The sequence below is a fragment of the Cupriavidus sp. R6-3 genome (assembly GCF_059772245.1).
Map to the genome: position 1 here is coordinate 1 of NZ_JCBAJO010000093.1, position 17,109 is coordinate 17,109.

Genomic DNA, 17,109 nt, shown 5'->3' on the forward strand with positions numbered 1-17,109 from the left:
CGACGTTTTCAGGAGAAGCCAATGAAGATCACCGGAGAGATGCTGATCGGCGCCAGCGCCGTGCGCGGCCAGGACGCCGTGCTGCAGGCGATCGATCCCGCCACCGGCGCGACGCTGGGCCCCGACTTCCACGGCGGCGGCGCGGCCGAGGTCGACCGTGCCTGCGTGCTGGCCGAACAGGCCTTCGATCCCTTCCGCAACACGCTGCCGGAACAGCGCGCCGCCTTTCTGGAGCGCATCGCCGACGGCATCGAGGCGCTCGGCGACACGCTCATCGAACGCGCCCATCGCGAGAGCGGCCTGCCGCTGGCGCGTCTGCAGGGCGAACGCGGCCGCACCGCCAATCAGCTGCGTCTGTTCGCCCGCGTACTGCGCGACGGCCGCTGGCAGCAGGCCACCTGGGACAGCGCGCTGCCCGAGCGCACGCCGCCGCGTCCCGACCTGCGCATGCAGAACATCGCGCTGGGCCCGGTGGCGGTATTCGGCGCCAGCAATTTTCCGCTCGCGTTCTCCGTGGCCGGCGGCGATACCGCGTCGGCGCTGGCGGCGGGCTGCCCGGTCGTCGCCAAGTCGCACCCCGCCCATCTGGGTACCTCCGAGCTGGTCGGCCGCGTGATTCAGCAGGCGGTGGCCGACGCCGGCCTGCCGGAAGGCGTGTTCTCGCTGGTGCTGGGCGCCGGCAACGAGATCGGCACCGCGCTGGTCGCGCATCCGGCGATCCAGGCGGTGGGCTTCACCGGCTCGCGCGGCGGCGGCCTGGCGCTGACGCGCGTGGCGCAGCAGCGGCCGCAGCCGATCCCGGTCTATGCCGAGATGAGCAGCATCAATCCGGTGTTCCTGATGCCGGCGGCGCTGGCCGCGCGCGGCGAACGCATCGCCGCCGAGCTGATCGACTCGCTGGTGATGGGGGTCGGCCAGTTCTGCACCAACCCGGGCCTCGTGATCGCCATCGACAGCCCGGCGCTGGCCGCCTTCCGCGCGGCCGCGGTGCAGGCGCTGGGCGGCAAGCCCGCCGGCACGATGCTGACGCCGGGCATCCATCAGGCCTATCAGCAGGGCGTGGCCAGGCTTGGCGAGATCAACGGCCTGCAGCGCATCGGCACGGGCCTGGCCGGCACCGGCCCCAACCAGGCCTGCGCCGCGATGTTCGAGACCAGCGCCGCGCAGTTCATCGCCGACCATCGGATGCAGGCCGAGGTGTTCGGTCCGTCTTCGGTGCTGGTGACCTGCCGGGACATCGACGAGATGACCGCGCTGACGCGCAGCCTGGAGGGCCAGCTGACCGCGACCGTGCACGCCGATGCCGGCGACCACGCGGCGGCGCGGCAACTGCTGCCGGTGCTCGAGCGCAAGGCCGGACGGGTGCTGTTCAACGGCTATCCGACCGGCGTGGAAGTTTCCTACGCGATGGTGCATGGCGGCCCGTTCCCGGCCACCTCCGACGCGCGCACGACCTCGGTCGGCGCCGCGGCGATCGCGCGCTTCCTGCGTCCGGTCTGCTATCAGAACGTGCCTGGCGAACTGCTGCCGCCGGCGCTGCGCGACGACAATCCGCTGGGGCTCTGGCGGCTGCGCGACGGCGAGCTGACGCGCACCTGACACGATCCTGCCGCAAGGGGGCGCCGCCCGGCGCCCTCTGCCGCGCCACGGCTGAATGCGGCCATTCCCAGGCCCGGCGCGGCCCGCTATGCGAGCCATCCCACAGTCGCCGGCGAGAAGCGCAAGTACAGTGACGTCATCACCGTCACGCGTCTTCCGCCACGACCAAGGATGGCCACCATGAATGCTCCGCCGCGCGCCGAACGCATCCCTCCCGCCGCCGCCCATGTGGTGGTGGTCGGACCGGTGCGGAACTGCGGCGCGACCATCGCGGAGGAAGTGGCCCGCTTTCGCAGCATCCTGTCCGGCTTCGCCTCGGTCGGCTTCCTGTTGATCGAAAGCGACTCGGTGGACGATTCGGTGTCGCGGCTGCGGCAGCTCGCCGCGCAGGTGCCGGGCTTTGTCTTCGAGTCGATGGGCACGCTGCGCGATCGCCATCCGATCCGATGCGACCGCATCGCGGTCTGCCGCAACGTCTATGTCGAACGCGTGGCCAACGACCCGCGCTATCGCCATGTCGACTACGTGATGGCCGCCGACCTGGACAACATCAATCATCAGCTGAGCGCCGAGGCGGTGCTCAGCTGCTGGCGCAGCGACGTCGACTGGAGCGTGATGACGGCCAACCAGCGGCTGGGCTACTACGATATCTGGGCCCTGCGGCATCCGGCCTGGGCGCCGCTCGACTGCTGGGCGGCCTATCGCGAGATGGCCGCGGTGGTCGGCCATCGCCAGGCGGTCGAAATGTGCGTCGCCTCCAAGCAGGTCCGCGTGCCGTCTGACGCCGCGCCGATCGAGGTCGAGTCGGCGTTCGGCGGCTTCGCGGTCTACCGCAGGGACGCCTTTGTGACAGGGCGCTATGTGGGCCTCGATGCAAACGGCGGGGAAGTCAACGAGCACATCAGTTTCCACGCCGATCTGCGCGCGCGGGGCCATCGCATCTATATCAACCCGGCGATGATCAATGCCGATTTCACCGAGCACACCTACTACAAGACCCGCCTGGGGCATCTGCGCAAGGAACTGATGTGGCGGGTGCGCGAGGCCGCCGATTCGCTGCATTGCCGCGAACAGCTCGAAGCGGCCATCGACGCGATCAAGAAGAGGCTGGCCGGGTCGATGGAGCGCCCCGGCAAGCTGCGCTGACGCACGGGGCCGTGCCGCGGGCGCTCAGCCCCCTCCCTTCACCCTGCCCTTCATCCGTGCCCTTCAGGCCGCCGCGCGCAGCGGTGCGGCGGCACGGGCCGTGGAAGCGGAAGCCGGAGCCTGGGCGGCCGGGGCGATGGACGTGCCGGGCGCGGCAATGCCGCTGCTGCGCGAGCGCCCCGAGCTCAGATAGCCCGCGATCGATTCCTGCGTGACCTCGCCCAGATAGACGCCCTCGGCGTCGACCACCGGCAGCCAGCTGGTGTTGTGCTGGTACATGCGCGACAGCACGATGCGCAAATGCTCGTCGAAGGCCGCGGTCGCGGCGAACGGACGCAGCACGTCGCCGCAGGCCTGCTTGCCCGCGGCCGGATTGCGCGCGTCGCGGCGCGCCACATAGCCCAGCGCGCGCTGGCCCGCATCGAGCACCGGCAGGTAGCGCACGTCGGCGTCGTCCATCAGCCCCAGCGCCTGCGCCAGCGGCATGTCGGGCGTCGCGGTCGCGCCCATGGTGGCGGCGTCCCCGGCCCGCACCAGCAGCAGGCGCTTGAGCGTGTTGTCGTGGCCGACGAAGGCCTGCACGAACTCATCGGCCGGATGCGCCAGCAGCGCGTCCGGATGATCGAACTGGACCAGCTTGCCGGCGCGGAACACCGCGACCTTGTCGGCCAGCTTGATCGCCTCGTCGATGTCGTGCGAGACCATGATCACGGTCTTGCCGAGCTGCCGCTGCATCTGCAGGAATTCGTTCTGGATGCTTTCGCGGTTGATCGGATCGACTGCGCCGAACGGCTCGTCCATCAGCAGCACCGGCGCGTCGGCGGCGAGCGCGCGGATCACGCCGATGCGCTGCTGCTGGCCGCCCGACAGTTCGCGCGGATAGCGCGACAGCATCCGGTTCGGATCGAGCTGCACCATCGCCATCAGCTCGCGCGCGCGTTCGCGGCAGCGCTGCTTGTCCCAGCCCAGCAGGCGCGGCACCACGGTGATGTTCTGCTCGATCGTCATGTTGGGGAACAGGCCGATCTGCTGGATCACGTAGCCGATCTTGCGGCGCAGCGCGACCTCGTCGATGCCGGCGGTGTCCTCGCCCTCGATCAGCACGCGGCCCGAGGTCGGCGGGATCAACCGGTTGATCATCTTCAGCGTGGTGGTCTTGCCGCAGCCCGACGGGCCGAGGAATACGCAGATCTCGCCGCGCGGCACCGTCAGCGACACCGAGTCGACGGCGCGCACCAGCGCGCCATCCTTCTGCGTGAACGATTTGCTCAGTTGGTCCAGTTCGATCATGTGCGGATTCCTTTGGGCGTCAGCACGCGCTGCAACCATTGCAGGCACACGTCCGCCACGATGGCGAGCAGGCTGACCAGGACGGCGCCCACCGCGAGTTTGCTCATATTGCTCTGGCTGATCGCTTGCAGGATCAGCACGCCGAGGCCGCCGGCGCCGATCAGCGCGGCGATGGTGGCCACGCCGATGTTCATCACCACCGCGGTGCGCACACCGCCGAGGATCACCGGCACTGCCAGCGGCAGGTCGACCAGCCGCATGCGCTGCCAGGTGGTCATGCCGATGCCGCGCCCGGCCTCCTGGATGCCGCTGTCGATGCCGGCCAGCGCCACATAGGTGTTGCGCAGGATCGGCAGCAGCGAATACAGGAACACCGCGGTAACGGCCGGCAGATAGCCGAGCGCGTGGCCGAAACGCGCGAACACCGGGATCATCAGGCCGAACAGCGCGATCGACGGGATCGTCAGCACCACCGTGGCCAGCGTCATCATCGGCGTGGCCAGCCAGCGCCAGCGCGTGGCCAGGATGCCGAGCGGCACCCCGATCAGGATCGCCAGCCCGACCGCCGCGCCGACCAGCGCGAGATGCTCGCCGGTCATCTTCAGCAGCGTCGGCCAGCTGTGTTGCAGATAGGAAATCAGGTCCATGGAGTGTCCGTGGTTGTCCGTGGTTGTCCGTGGGCGTCCCGGCGCAGGCGTCAGATCAGCCCGTGCTGGCGCAGGAAGTCGGCCGCGACGGCATCGACCGGTTTCTGTTCGATGTCGACGCGGTAGTTCATCTCCGTCATCGACGCGTTGTCGAGCGCCGCGGCCAGCGCGTTCAGCAGCTCGGCCAGCTGCGGATGCGCGTCGAGCACCGCCTTGCGCACCACCGGCACCGCCTGGTAGGCCGGGAAGAAGCCCTTGTCGTCGCGCAGCAGCACCAGGTCGAAGCCCTTGACGCGGCCGTCGGTGGCGTACACCAGGCCGGTCTGGACCTGGTCGTTGCGCAGCGCGGTGTAGACCAGGCCCGGATCGAGCTGGATCACGTCGCGCCGCGTCCATGGCAGCCCGTAGGCGGCCTTCAGCGGCTCCAGGCCGTCGGGGCGCGCGGCGAACTCCATGTCGACCGCGAAGGCGTGGCGCTTGTCCTCGCCGTCGGCGCGGATCTTGTCCGCGAGCTCCGACAGCGAGCTCACGCCGGCGGCTTCGGCGCGGTGGCGCGGCATCGCCAGCGCATAGGTGTTGTTGATCGTCGAGGGCTGCAGCCACACCAGACCCTTGGCCGCATCCAGTGCCTTGACGCGGGCGTAGCTCTGCTCGGCATCGAGTTTTTCCTCGACGCGGTTGAACACGATCAGCGCGGTACCGGTGTAGTCCCACACCACGTCGAGCTGGCCGCTCTCCATCGCCTGGCGCATCAGCGTGCTGCCCAGTCCGGCGGTCAGCTCGGTGGTCAGGCCCTTGGCGCGCAGGTACTGCGAGGTCATCGACGACAGGATCAGCTGCTCGGTGAAATTCTTGCCGCCCACGCGCACCGGATCGGCGGCCGCCGCGGGGGCGTTCGCCAGCAGCGCGGCGATGCTCAGCAGCGCGGCCATCCACGTGCGCGGACGAAGCGATCGAATCAGCGTCATGGTGTTCTCCTTGAGGTTCCGCTTCATGCCGCCAGCCCTCGCCGGCGCAGGTAGAAGCGTCCGCCCGCGGCGAACAGCGCGTCGAGCGCCAGCGCCAGCAGCGCGGTGGCCGCGGCGCCCAGCAGCAGCAGCGACGGCTTGTTCAGGTAGATGCCGGGGAAGATCAGTTCGCCGAGGCTGTTGGCGCCGATCAGGAACGACAGCGGCACGGTGCCGACGTTGATGACCAGGCTGGTACGCACGCCGGCCAGGATCACCGGCATCGCGTTGGGCAGCTCGACCCGCAGCAGGCGCTGGCGCGGCGTCATGCCGATGCCCTTGGCCGCTTCCAGCAGCGCGGGCGGCAGGCCGCGCAGCCCCTCGCAGGTATTGCGCACGATCGGCAGCAGCGAGGCCAGCCACAGCGCCAGCACCGCCGGCCGCTCGCCGATGCCGAGCACGGCCAGCGACAGCGCCAGCACCGCCAGCGACGGCACGGTATTGCCGATATTGAAAACCTGCATCAGCCGGTCGGCCCAGCGCCTCAGCGCCGGCCGCGACAGCAGGATGCCGGCGGGCACGCCGGTGGCGAGCGCCAGGGCCATCGACCACGCCACCAGGCGCAGGTGATCGGCCACGTCGTAAAGCAGGCGTTCGCGGTGCTCGGCGATCGTGTCGACGCCGACCCAGGCCAGCAGGCCCGCCAGTGCCAACACGATGAAACCGGCCCAGCCGAGTCCACGCCAGATTCGCAGAGACATCTTTCCTCCCGTAAGCCGGCCGGCGTCGCGATCGGCGGATCGACGACGGACGGCGACAAAAGCGCGGCGCGGCAAGGCGCGACGGCCGCGACGGCGGTCCATGAAGGGACGACGGCAACGGACCAGCGCAATGGCGGGACCCGATGGGGCCATGCGCCATGGCGGCGGACCCGGCCGGGTCCAGGCTAGATTGGTGCTGTCCGCCATGACCGGCGGGATGCCGGCGGACGGACGGGGGGCGCCCATTGCCGCAAAAGGGGGCGAGGCGATGGGAGCCCGGTGACGGACCGCGGGGCCGCCCGGAACGGGCGGGCGCCAGCGGCCCTGGCGCGGCGCTGCGGGTCGGGGCGACGGTCGGGCGACAGTGGACGCGGCACGCGGCGGTGAGCCGGGCTATGCGTGAACGGTCGCGGACGGTCGGTCAGACCTCGCAGGCCAGTGGCAGCGCAAAATTGAAGGTTCCGACGCGCCGCCGGATCAATCGGCCGTGGTCACGAATCGGCCGCGGCGAGCGCGAAGCTCAAGCGGCTAATTTGCAACAACGGATGGCAAAGAGGTCGCTATTCTAACCAACTTCAGCGATCTTGTCACCCCGGTCGGTATCGGGCGGCTTTCTGCCGTCATGTAGCGCCTTCCCGGCCAGTCAAAAACGGGCCTCGCCACGGCCTTTTCCCGAACTCCTGGCGCCCCGTCCGCGTTCCATCCGTGCTCACAAACGAGCTGCGATCGTCCCACCTACGGAACGCTCTTTTGTCCTTCGCCCGGCTACCGCTTTTCCGCCAAACCCTTACATTGACTGGGTAACGCGGCGCGAGGCGCCGCTCGCCAAGACACAGGAGATCCGACATGGACGACATCCGCAACCCGAACGACGCCACCACCATCCCGGCCACCGCCGGGGAATCGGTGCAGCGCACCCGCACCATCGACCGCGTGGTGCGCGGCATCGCCACCTCCGACGGAGCCGGCGTCAAGCTGACCCGCGTGCTGACGCAGAACCTGCAGCGCCGGCTGGACCCGTTCCTGATGCTCGACGCCTTCGGCACCGACCGGGCCGACGACTACATCGGCGGCTTTCCGGCCCACCCGCATCGCGGCTTCGAAACCATCACCTACATGCTGGCCGGCCGCATGCGCCATCGCGACAGCGCCGGCAACGAGGGCCTGCTGGAGAACGGCGGCGCGCAATGGATGGTGGCCGGCGCCGGCGTCGTGCATTCGGAGATGCCGGAGCAGCAGGACGGCCGCATGGAGGGCTTCCAGCTGTGGCTGAACCTGCCGGCCAGCGACAAGATGACGGCACCGTGGTACCGCGACCTGCCGGCCGCGGCGATCCCGACCGTCGCGCTGCCGGGCGGCGCGGTGGTGCGCGTGCTCGCCGGGGCTTCGCACGGCGTGCAGGGCGCGATGACGCGGCCCGTCACCGAACCGCTGTACCTGGACGTCGCGCTGCCGGCCGGGCAATCGTTCGCGCAGGCTCTGCCTGCCGGGCATAACGCCTTCGTCTACGTCTATCGGGGCGAGGTCAGCATCGGCGAGGGCGACGCGCTCGCCGCGCTCGACGCGCAGCGGATGGGCGTGCTGGCCAACGAGGCCGATGCCGACGGCGTGATCGTCAAGGCCACGCAGGATGCGCGCTTCCTGCTGATCGCCGGCAAGCCGCTGGGCGAGCCCATCGTGCAGTACGGGCCGTTCGTGATGAACAGCGAGGCGCAGATCCACCAGGCGCTGAGCGACTTCCGCGACGGCCGGTTCGAGGGGAAGGTGCAGAGCGCGGGGTAAGGCCGGCCCTCTCCCCGACCCTCTCCCGCAAGCGGGAGAGGGAGAACACCCACCGACCCGTGACATGCCGGGGGTTTGCTCCCCTTTCCTGCTTGCGGGAGAGGGAGAACACCCGCCGACCCCTGACATGCCGCGGTTTTTTGCTCCCCTCTCCCGCTTGCGGGAGAGGGGCCGGGGGAGAGGGCAGACTTACACCGGCTCTTACCCGTTCCCCTCCACCGCCGCCACGCCCTTGCCCTTGCGCAGCCGCGCGCGCAGGTCGCCGATCATCGGCCAGATCAGCACCAGGATGGCCAGCGTCATGATGGTGCCCACCAGCCCGTTGGACCAGAAGATATCGAGCGAGCCGGACGAGACCAGCATGGTCTGCCGGAACGCGTCCTCGGCGCGGTCGCCGAGCACCAGCGCGAGCACCAGCGGCGCCAGCGGATAGTCGAGCTTCTTCAACACATAGCCGATCACCCCGAAGCCCAGCATCAGCCAAACATCGAACAGCGCGTTGTTGACCGTGTAGGCGCCGATCGCGCAGACCACCAGGATCAGCGGCGCGATGATCGAGAACGGGATGCGCAGGATCGCGGCGAACAGCGGCACCGTCGACAGCACCACCAGCAGCCCCACGATATTGCCCAGGTACATGCTGGCGATCAGCCCCCAGACGAACGGTCCCTGCTCCTGGAACAGCAGCGGCCCGGGCTGCAGGCCCCAGATCATCAGCCCGCCCAGCAGCACCGCGGCGGTCGCCGAGCCGGGAATGCCCAGCGCCAGCATCGGCAGCAGCGCGCTGGTGCCGGCCGCGTGCGCGGCGGTCTCGGGCGCGACCACGCCCTCGATATTGCCCTTGCCGAACGAGTCCGGATCGCGCGCCATCCGCTTGGCCACGCCATAGCCCATGAACGACGCCGCGGTGGCGCCGCCCGGCGTGATGCCGAGCCAGCAGCCAATCGCCGACGAGCGCAGCACCGTCATCCAGTAGCGCGGCAGCTCGGCCCAGGTGCGCAGCACCACCTTCAGGTCGATGCGCGCCTGCTTGCCGCGGAACGCCACGCCCTCCTCCATCGTCATCAGGATCTCGCTGATGCCGAACAGCCCGATCACCGCCACCAGGAAGTCGAAGCCGCGCAGCAGCTCGGTGGAGCCGAAGGTCATGCGCAGCGTGCCGGAGACCGTGTCCATGCCGACCGCCGCCAGCAGGAAGCCGACGCACATCGCGATCAGGATCTTGGGCTTGGACTCCTTGCCCATGCCGACGAAGCTGCAGAACGTCAGCAGATAGACGGCGAAATACTCCGGCGGCCCGAAGCGCAGCGCGAACTTCGCCACCAGCGGCGCCAGGCAGGTGATCAACAGCACGCCGGCCATCGCGCCCAGGCACGAGCCGGTGAAGGCCGAGGTCAGCGCCCGGCCCGCCTCGCCGCGCTGCGCCAGCGGGTAGCCATCGAAGGTGGTCGCCACCGACCAGGCCTCGCCCGGGATATTGAACAGGATCGACGTGATCGCGCCGCCGAACAGCGCGCCCCAGTAGATGCAGGACAGCATGATGATGGCCGAGGTCGGATCCATCGAGAACGTCAGCGGCAGCAGGATCGCGACGCCGTTGGGGCCGCCCAGCCCGGGCAGCACGCCGACCACGATGCCGAGCAGGATGCCGACGAACATCAGGCCGACGTTCTGCCACGACAGCGCGACCGAGAAGCCGTGCATCAGCGAATTGAATTCCTCCATGGCGCCCTCCTAGAAGCCGAGCGCCGCTTCCAGCGGGCCCTTCGGCAGCGGCACCCGGAACTGGATCTCGAAGATCCAGAACAGCACCAGATTGATCCCCGCGCCCAGCAGCACCGCGCGCCACCATTCGGCCTTGCCCACCGCCATCATGAAGCCGGCGATGAAGATCGCCGACGCGACATAGATGCCGAGCCAGCCAATCAGCGCGACATAGACCGACAGCGGCAGCAGGATCACGCAGACCTGCCGCAATTGCTGCCAGCTGGCGAAGATCGCGTCGGCCGGCGTGCGCCAGGCCTGCCATGCCACGGCCAGGCTGCACACCAGCACGATCGCGCCGACGCGCAGCGGAAAGTAGCCGGCCTCAGGGCCGTCCGCCGCCCAGCCCGCGCCGATGCGGTGGTTGCTCCAGATCACCACCACGGCGCCCGCCAGCAGCAGCGCGGCCACCACCAGCTCGACCGCGCGCAGCGACACGCCGCGTGCGTCGGCGTCCGCGTCCTTGTCGACGCCGGCGGCGGCCGCATGCTCTTGCTGTGTTTCCATCGAAAACTCTCCCAGTCGGTGCGCGCGGCGGCCCGCGTCGAGCCGTCCGCGCGCCATTGGCGGTGCCGGCTCAGCGCGCGGCCATGAAACCCGCTTCCTTCAGGATGTCGCGGTGCGCGTTCTCGTCCCTGGCGAGGAAATCCTCGAGCGCCTTGCCGGCGAGAAATTCGCTCTTGAGCGCATTGCGCTCCAGATACTCCTTCCACTCCGGCGTGGCGACGATCTTGCGCATCAGCTCCACGTAGTACTTCTGCTGATCGGGCGTGATGCCGCCGGGCATCATGAACACGCGCAGCATCTGGTACTGGACGTCGAGCCCCTGCTCCTTGCAGGTCGGCACGTCGCGCCAGCTCTGCGACTGGGTGACCTTGGTGGTGTAGCCCATCCGTTCGGGCGCGAACACGCACAGCGCACGATGCTCGCCGGCCCGCCACTGGCCGATCGATTCGGACGGGTTGTTGACGTTGGCGTCGATGTGCTTGCCCGACAGCTGCGTGGCCGCCTCGCCGCCGCCCTTGTACGGCACGTAGATGAACTTGGCGCCGGTCTTCTTCTGGATCAGCGTGGTGATGATCTGGTCCTCGCGCTTGGAGCTGGTGCCGCCCATCTTGACCTTGCCCGCGCCGGCCTTGGCGCCCTCGACGAATTCGGCGACGGTCTTGTACGGCGCTTCGGCATTGGTCCACAGCACGAACTCGTCCTGCGCGACCATCGCGATCGGCGTCAGGTCGCGCCAGCTGAACGGCAGGTGGCTGACCATCGGCACCGTGTACAGCGCGGACGAGGTCACCAGCAGCTTGTGCGGATTGCCCTGCGACGCCTTGGTGTCCATCAGGCCCTCGGCACCGCTGGCGCCGGCCTTGTTGACCACGATGACCGGCTGGCTCATCAGCTTGTGCTTGGCGATGATGCTCTGGATCGAGCGCGCCATCTGGTCGGACGCACCGCCCGCGCTGAACGGCACGACGATCTCGACCGGCTTGGTCGGCTCCCATGCCCACGCCGCGGCCGGCGCGCCGCCGATCGCGAGCGCGACGGCGCCGAACGCCAGCATCGAACGCTTGCCCTGCTTGCTGTGCTTGCTTTGCATTGCCTGTCTCCTCGTTGGAATGTCACATCGGTCCGCCGCGTGCCGGCCGTCGAGCGGCCTTGTCGCGGTCTGTGCGGCGGACGGGTCTGGCCCCGGCACGGCAACGGTGCCGGCCTGTCCTCCCTGTGCTGCTACTCTCTCCCTGCTGTCCCGCTCCCTGCTGTGCCATCCGTCTGCACGACCGGTCTGCGCTATCTGTCCTTCCCCGCGCCCGGCGCTGCACCGTCCGTCCGCTGCGCCAGCGCGGCCGCCAGCACCCGCGCCACGTGCCACGCCTGCGCGTGGGCGCCATCGGCGATCTGATGCCGGCAACTGGTGCCGTCGGCGACCACGATGGCGTCCTCCGCGCGCGCCCGCACCGCCGGCAGCAGCGACAGCTCGGCCATCGCCATCGAGGCCTCGTAGTGCTCGGCCTCGTAGCCGAAGCTGCCCGCCATGCCGCAGCACGACGAATTGACCGGCGACACCTTCAGCTCGGGAATCCAGCCCAGCACGGTCTGCACCGGCGTGAAGGCGTCGAAGGCCTTCTGGTGGCAGTGGCCGTGCACCAGCGCCTCGCGCTGCGGCAGCGGCTGCAGTGCCAGTTCCTTCAGGCTCAGGCGCCCCGCCTGGCGCTCGCGCACCAGGAATTCCTCGAACAGGAAGGCGCTCGCCGCCAGGCGCGCCGCCTCGTCGCCATAGCCATAGCCGAGGAATTCGTCGCGCAACGACAGCAGGCACGAGGGCTCGAGCCCGACGATGGGCACGCCGCGCGCAACGAAGGGCTGCACCGCGTCGAGCAGGCGCCGCGCCTCCTGGCGGGCCTGCTCGACCAGTCCCGCCGCCAGGAAGGTGCGGCCGCAGCAGAGCGGACGCTCGCCGGGCCGCATCAGCGGATGCACGGTGTAGCCGGCCGCTTCGAGCACCGCCTGCGCGGCGCGCGCGTTCTCGGGCTCCATGTGGTTGTTAAAGGTGTCGACGAACAGCACCACCTCCCGGTTTCCCCCGGCGGCCGGGTCGTGCAACCGACCGTGCAACGGATCGTGCATCGAAGCGGCCAGGGAAGCGGTGTCCGTCGCAGCGCCGGCGCCGGCAGTGGCCGGGGTGGCATCGCCGCGGCCGGCACGCGCAATCGTCGACAGAAACGAACGCTGCCAGCGCGGCAGGCTGCGCTGCGGCGCGAAGCCGAGCGCGCGCCTGGCCCATGCCGACAGCAGCGGAATCCGGTCGGCCAGCGCCATCAGCGCGGGCATCCGGCTCGCCAGCGGCGCATAGCGCGGCATGAAGGCCACCAGCCGATCGCGCAGCGTCAGCCCGTGGCGCTGCGCCCACGCGTGTCGCGCCTCGATCTTGAGACGCGCCATGTCGACGCCGGTCGGGCAGTCGCGCTTGCAGCCCTTGCACGACACGCACAGGTCGAGCACCGCCTTGACGTCCTCGCTGGCCAGTCCTTCGTCGCCGAGCTGGCCCGATACCGCGAGCCGCAGCGTGTTGGCGCGGCCGCGCGTGACATGCTGCTCGTCCCGCGTGACGCGGTAGCTCGGGCACATGGTGCCGGCGTCGAACTTGCGGCAGTGGCCGTTGTTGTTGCACATCTCGACCGCGGCGGCGAGCCCGCCGGTGCGATCGTCGCCGCTGCCCGGCGGCGTTTCCTCGCCGCTCAGCGGATCGCGCTGGACGTTCCAGGCCGACCAGTCGAGCGCCGGCTGCAGCGGCAGCCGCTGGTAGCCCGGCGGAAAGCGGAACAGCTCGCGCTTGTCCATCTTCGGCGGCCGCACGATCTTGTCGGGGTTGAAGCGGTTGTCCGGATCGAACAGCGCCTTGATCTCGCCGAAGGCGGCATGGATGCGCGGGCCGTATTGCCAGGCCACCCACTCGCCGCGGCACAGGCCGTCGCCGTGCTCGCCCGAATAGGCGCCCTTGTACTCGCGCACCAGCGCGGCGGCCTCCTCGGCGATCGCGCGCATCTTCGCGGCGCCATCGCGGCGCATATCGAGGATCGGCCGCACGTGCAGCGTGCCGACGCTGGCGTGCGCATACCAGGTGCCCTCGGTGCCGTGGCGATGGAACACCTCGGTCAGCCGGCGCGTGTACTCGGCCAGGTGCGGCAGCGGCACCGCGCAGTCCTCGATGAAGGAGACCGGCTTGCCGTCGCCCTTCATGCTCATCATGATGTTCAGGCCCGCCTTGCGCACTTCCCAAAGCGCCTTCTGCGCGCCGGCGTCCGGCATCTTGACCACCGAGCCGGGCAGGCCGAGATCGCCCATCAGCTCGCCCAGCGCATCGAGGTCGGCGCGCAGCGCGGCGGCATCCTCGCCGGCGAACTCGACCAGCAGGATCGCCTGCGGCTCGCCCCGCAGCGCCGACGCGATGACCGGGCGGAAGGCCGGGTTGGCCATCGACAGGTCGATCATCGTGCGGTCGACCAGCTCGACCGCGACCGGCGAGAGCCCGACGATATGCTGGGTCATTTCCATTGCCTGGTAGAAGGTCGGGAAATTGACCACGCCCAGCACCTTGTGCGTCGGCAGCGGCGCGAGCTTCAGCGTGATTTGCCGGCTGTAGGCCAGCGTGCCTTCGGAGCCGACCAGCAGGTGCGACAGGTTGGCGTGTCCGTCGTCGGTATAGGCGCGCGGATTCTGGCAGTCGAACAGGTCGATGTTGTAGCCCGCGACGCGTCGCAGCACCTTGGGCATGCGCTCGGCGATCTCGTCGCGCTCGCGCGTGGCGATCGCGCGCAGCTGCGCCAGCATCGCCTGCACGCGCGGATCGGTGGGCGCCTGCGCCAGCGAGCCGAAATGGCATTGCGCGCCGTCGGCCAGCACCGCGTCGATCGCCAGCACGTTGTGCACCATGTTGCCGTAGGCGAGCGAGCGCGAGCCGCAGGAGTTGTTGCCCGCCATGCCGCCGATCGTGCATTGCGCGCCGGTGGAGACGTCGACCGGGAACCACAGCCCGTGCGGCTTGAGCCAGGCGTTCAGGTGGTCGAGCACGATGCCGGGCTCGACCGTGACCGTGGCCGCGACCGGATCGAAGTCGATCACCTGGTTCAGCCACTTGCTGTTGTCGATCACCAGCGCCTCGCCGACGGTCTGGCCGCACTGGCTGGTGCCGGCGCCGCGCGCCAGCACCGGCGCATGCGCGTCGCGTGCGATCTCCAGCGCCAGCAGCAGATCGCGCTGGTCGCGCGGCACCACCACGCCGACCGGCATGATCTGGTAGATCGACGCGTCGGTGGCATAGCGGCCGCGGCTGGCGCGGTCGAACAGCACGTCGCCGCGCAGCTCGCGCTTGAGCCGCGCCGCCAGCGGCGAGCCGGGCCCGCCCTCGGAGCGGACGAAGTGCAGCGGCCTGACGAGCGGCGCCGCGGGCAATGGTGACGCCAACGAAGGGACCGACGTGGAGGCCAGGCGCGTGGACAGATCCGTCATCGCAGCTCCATCCGCTCAGGCGGCGGCCTTCAGCGCCGGCGTATCGGCATGCGACGTCAGGTACTCCATCGCCGCGGCCACGCCGCTGCCCTGCAGCGGCACGCCCGACAGCTTCAGTCCCATCTCGCAGCCCGACAGCGTCGCCATCAGCGTCAGGTCGTTGCAGTCGCCAAGATGGCCGATACGGAACATCTTGCCGCGCATCTTGCCCAGCGCCTGGCCCAGCGACATGTTGAAGCGTTCGTAGATGCGCTTGCGCACCGCGTCGGCGTCGACGCCCTCGGGCATCATCACGCCGGTCAGCACCGGGCTGTAGACCGCCGGATCGGCGCACTGGATCTCCAGGCCCCAGGCGCGCACCGCGCGGCGGGTCGCCTCGCCCAGGCGCTGATGGCGCGCGAACACATTGTCCAGCCCCTCCTCCAGGATCATGTCGAGCGCCTCGGACAGGCCGTACAGCAGGTTGGTGTTCGGCGTGTACGGCCAGTAGCCGTTCTTGTTGGACTCGATGATCTCGTCCCAGCGCCAGAAGCTGCGCGGCATGCGCGCTGCCTTGCTGGCGGCGATGGCCTTTGGCGACAGCGCGTTGAAGCTGATGCCCGGCGGCAGCATCAGGCCCTTCTGCGAGCCCGACACCGTCACGTCCACGCCCCACTCGTCGTGCCGATAGTCGGCCGAGGCCAGGCCCGAGATCGTATCGACCATCAGCAGCGCCGGATGACCGGCCGCATCGATCGCGCGGCGCACCGCGGCGATGTCGGACGTCACGCCGGTCGAGGTCTCGTTGTGGACCACGCAGACCGCGCGGATCCGATGGCCGCTGTCCTCGCGCAGCCGCGCCTCGATCATGTCGGGCTGCACGCCCCGCCGCCATCCCTCGATGCCCGGCAGGCCGAGGAATTCCGGCTGCAGGCCCAGCGACTCGGCCATCGACTTCCACAGCGTGGCGAAATGCCCGGTCTCGTACATCAGCACGGTGTCGCCCGGGCTGGTGGTGTTCGACAGCGCGGCCTCCCAGGCCCCGGTGCCCGAGGCGGGATAGATGATCACCGGGTGCTCGGTCTTGAAGATCTTGCGGATGTCGGCCAGCACCTTGCGCCCGAGCGCCCCGAATTCCGGCCCGCGATGGTCGATGGTCGGATAGCTGATTGCACGCAGGATGCGATCCGGTACCGGGCTCGGTCCCGGGATCTGCAGGAAGTGGCGGCCGGCGGGGTGGAAATCGAGCGAGATCATGGGCGGGTGCCTCCTTGTTGAATTTTGAATTCAAAATACTCTAGCAGCCGGCCCCGGCGATCCCAAGCGGAAATTGCCCCGCAAGCGCGCTCGTTTACCCGGATTGCCGGCACCATGCGGGCTGCGGGACAGTTCCACGCGACTGTGCGCTAGAATGGCCGGGACATCACGGATAAGGACTTTGAATGCAAAATTCCGCCGAAGGGGAACCGCTGCCCGACAGCGGCGCCACCCCGCTGCTGCCCCGGCTGGAGCGCCAGCGCCTGCACGACACCGTGGTCGAGCACCTGCGCAAGTTCATCACCGAGGGCGTGCTCAAGCCCGGCATGAAGCTCAACGAGCGCGAGCTGTGCGAGACGCTGGGGATTTCGCGCACGCCGCTGCGCGAGGCGTTCAAGGTGCTGGCCGCCGAGAACCTGATCGAGATCTCGCCGAACCGCGGCGCCAGCGTGTCGCGCATGACCGAGGCCGAGATCTGGGAGACCTTCGAGCTGATGGCCGGACTGGAAGCGTTTGCCGGCGAACTGGCCTGCGAGCGCATCACGCCGGCCGAGCTGGCGCAGATCAAGGCGCTGCATTACGCGATGCTGGCCTGCCGCGCGCAGAACGATCTCTCCGGCTACTACAGCCGCAACCAGGAGATCCACGACCGCATCAACGCGGCCGCGCGCAATGGCGTGCTGCGCCAGACCTATCTGTCGATCAACCGCCGGCTCAAGGCGCTGCGCTTCCGCTCCAACCAGCAGACCCAGAAATGGGACCGCGCGGTGCAGGACCACGAGGCCATGATCCAGGCGCTGGAAGCGCGCGACGGCAAGCGCCTCGCCGCGATCCTGCGCCAGCATCTGCTGGAGAAGCGCGAGGCGGTGATGCAGGGCTCGCTGGCGGCCGCCACGCCCGCCGAGGGCACGAACGCCCCGGCTTCGGCGG

The 17,109-nt window shown here is 69.5% G+C and carries 13 protein-coding genes; 4 read left to right on the plus strand and 9 right to left on the minus strand.

The features are described 5' to 3' along the window. Positions 1-21: 21 nt before the first annotated feature. Entirely contained in the window at positions 22-1,599 is a 1,578-nt protein-coding gene (locus AC6EI8_RS15185; RefSeq protein ID WP_498382294.1) for an aldehyde dehydrogenase (NADP(+)), read from the plus strand. A gap of 180 nt (positions 1,600-1,779) precedes the next feature. After that, positions 1,780-2,745, plus strand: coding sequence for a hypothetical protein (locus tag AC6EI8_RS15190; RefSeq protein WP_149317950.1), 966 nt, complete (start codon positions 1,780-1,782; stop codon positions 2,743-2,745). A 63-nt stretch (positions 2,746-2,808) separates the two neighbouring features. Here AC6EI8_RS15190 and AC6EI8_RS15195 read toward each other — a convergent pair whose 3' ends face one another. Genes AC6EI8_RS15195 through AC6EI8_RS15210 form a run of 4 tightly spaced genes read right to left on the minus strand, consistent with a single transcriptional unit; the run spans position 2,809 to position 6,390 of the window. After that, positions 2,809-4,035 (minus strand): osmoprotectant ABC transporter ATP-binding protein OsmV, encoded by a 1,227-nt coding sequence (locus AC6EI8_RS15195; RefSeq protein ID WP_149317949.1) that lies wholly within the window; start codon positions 4,033-4,035, stop codon positions 2,809-2,811. Continuing rightward, on the minus strand, positions 4,032-4,682 hold the full coding sequence (locus tag AC6EI8_RS15200; RefSeq protein WP_149317948.1) for an ABC transporter permease: 651 nt from the start codon (positions 4,680-4,682) through the stop codon (positions 4,032-4,034). The genes AC6EI8_RS15195 and AC6EI8_RS15200 overlap by 4 nt, the downstream gene beginning before the upstream one ends. Positions 4,683-4,732: 50 nt before the next feature. Next, positions 4,733-5,650, minus strand: a complete 918-nt coding sequence (locus AC6EI8_RS15205) for a glycine betaine ABC transporter substrate-binding protein (RefSeq protein ID WP_150084558.1) — start codon at positions 5,648-5,650, stop codon at positions 4,733-4,735. A gap of 23 nt (positions 5,651-5,673) precedes the next feature. Next, complete coding sequence (locus AC6EI8_RS15210; protein ID WP_149317946.1) at positions 5,674-6,390, minus strand: ABC transporter permease; 717 nt, start codon at positions 6,388-6,390, stop codon at positions 5,674-5,676. 846 nt (positions 6,391-7,236) lie between these two features. Between AC6EI8_RS15210 and AC6EI8_RS15215 the strand changes: the two genes are divergently transcribed. Beyond that, positions 7,237-8,172: a pirin family protein gene (locus tag AC6EI8_RS15215; RefSeq protein WP_149317945.1), complete on the plus strand. Its 936-nt coding sequence runs from the start codon at positions 7,237-7,239 to the stop codon at positions 8,170-8,172. A 201-nt stretch (positions 8,173-8,373) separates the two neighbouring features. Here the strand turns inward: AC6EI8_RS15215 and AC6EI8_RS15220 are convergent, their stop codons facing one another. From AC6EI8_RS15220 to AC6EI8_RS15240, 5 genes are all read right to left on the minus strand, one after another. After that, on the minus strand, positions 8,374-9,897 hold the full coding sequence (locus AC6EI8_RS15220) for a tripartite tricarboxylate transporter permease (protein ID WP_149317944.1): 1,524 nt from the start codon (positions 9,895-9,897) through the stop codon (positions 8,374-8,376). A 9-nt stretch (positions 9,898-9,906) separates the two neighbouring features. Continuing rightward, the gene (locus tag AC6EI8_RS15225; RefSeq protein ID WP_149317943.1) at positions 9,907-10,443 is read right to left on the minus strand and encodes a tripartite tricarboxylate transporter TctB family protein; all 537 of its coding nucleotides are present in this window, start codon (positions 10,441-10,443) and stop codon (positions 9,907-9,909) included. Positions 10,444-10,513: 70 nt separating this feature from the next. Further along, the gene (locus AC6EI8_RS15230) at positions 10,514-11,497 is read right to left on the minus strand and encodes a tripartite tricarboxylate transporter substrate binding protein (protein ID WP_149318033.1); all 984 of its coding nucleotides are present in this window, start codon (positions 11,495-11,497) and stop codon (positions 10,514-10,516) included. 227 nt (positions 11,498-11,724) lie between these two features. After that, positions 11,725-14,943: an FAD-binding and (Fe-S)-binding domain-containing protein gene (locus AC6EI8_RS15235; RefSeq protein ID WP_498382297.1), complete on the minus strand. Its 3,219-nt coding sequence runs from the start codon at positions 14,941-14,943 to the stop codon at positions 11,725-11,727. A gap of 15 nt (positions 14,944-14,958) precedes the next feature. Then, a complete protein-coding gene (locus tag AC6EI8_RS15240) occupies positions 14,959-16,179 on the minus strand; it encodes a pyridoxal-phosphate-dependent aminotransferase family protein (protein ID WP_149317941.1) in 1,221 nt (406 codons plus the stop codon). Between the two features lie 185 nt (positions 16,180-16,364). Here AC6EI8_RS15240 and AC6EI8_RS15245 point away from each other — a divergent pair. Further along, a partial coding sequence (locus AC6EI8_RS15245) for a GntR family transcriptional regulator (protein WP_498382298.1) occupies positions 16,365-17,109 on the plus strand: 745 nt, incomplete at its 3' end.

Excerpts from the sequence above, each read along its gene's own strand:
- AC6EI8_RS15185 (WP_498382294.1), top strand. The coding sequence starts at position 22 with ATGAAGATCACCGGAGAGATGCTGATCGGCGCCAGCGCCGTGCGCGGC.
- AC6EI8_RS15200 (WP_149317948.1), bottom strand. The coding sequence starts at position 4,682 with ATGGACCTGATTTCCTATCTGCAACACAGCTGGCCGACGCTGCTGAAG.
- AC6EI8_RS15220 (WP_149317944.1), bottom strand. The coding sequence starts at position 9,897 with ATGGAGGAATTCAATTCGCTGATGCACGGCTTCTCGGTCGCGCTGTCG.
- AC6EI8_RS15240 (WP_149317941.1), bottom strand. The coding sequence starts at position 16,179 with ATGATCTCGCTCGATTTCCACCCCGCCGGCCGCCACTTCCTGCAGATC.
- AC6EI8_RS15235 (WP_498382297.1), bottom strand. The coding sequence starts at position 14,943 with ATGACGGATCTGTCCACGCGCCTGGCCTCCACGTCGGTCCCTTCGTTG.
- AC6EI8_RS15190 (WP_149317950.1), top strand. The coding sequence starts at position 1,780 with ATGAATGCTCCGCCGCGCGCCGAACGCATCCCTCCCGCCGCCGCCCAT.
- AC6EI8_RS15225 (WP_149317943.1), bottom strand. The coding sequence starts at position 10,443 with ATGGAAACACAGCAAGAGCATGCGGCCGCCGCCGGCGTCGACAAGGAC.
- AC6EI8_RS15195 (WP_149317949.1), bottom strand. The coding sequence starts at position 4,035 with ATGATCGAACTGGACCAACTGAGCAAATCGTTCACGCAGAAGGATGGC.
- AC6EI8_RS15210 (WP_149317946.1), bottom strand. The coding sequence starts at position 6,390 with ATGTCTCTGCGAATCTGGCGTGGACTCGGCTGGGCCGGTTTCATCGTG.
- AC6EI8_RS15230 (WP_149318033.1), bottom strand. The coding sequence starts at position 11,497 with ATGCTGGCGTTCGGCGCCGTCGCGCTCGCGATCGGCGGCGCGCCGGCC.
- AC6EI8_RS15205 (WP_150084558.1), bottom strand. The coding sequence starts at position 5,650 with ATGACGCTGATTCGATCGCTTCGTCCGCGCACGTGGATGGCCGCGCTG.
- AC6EI8_RS15215 (WP_149317945.1), top strand. The coding sequence starts at position 7,237 with ATGGACGACATCCGCAACCCGAACGACGCCACCACCATCCCGGCCACC.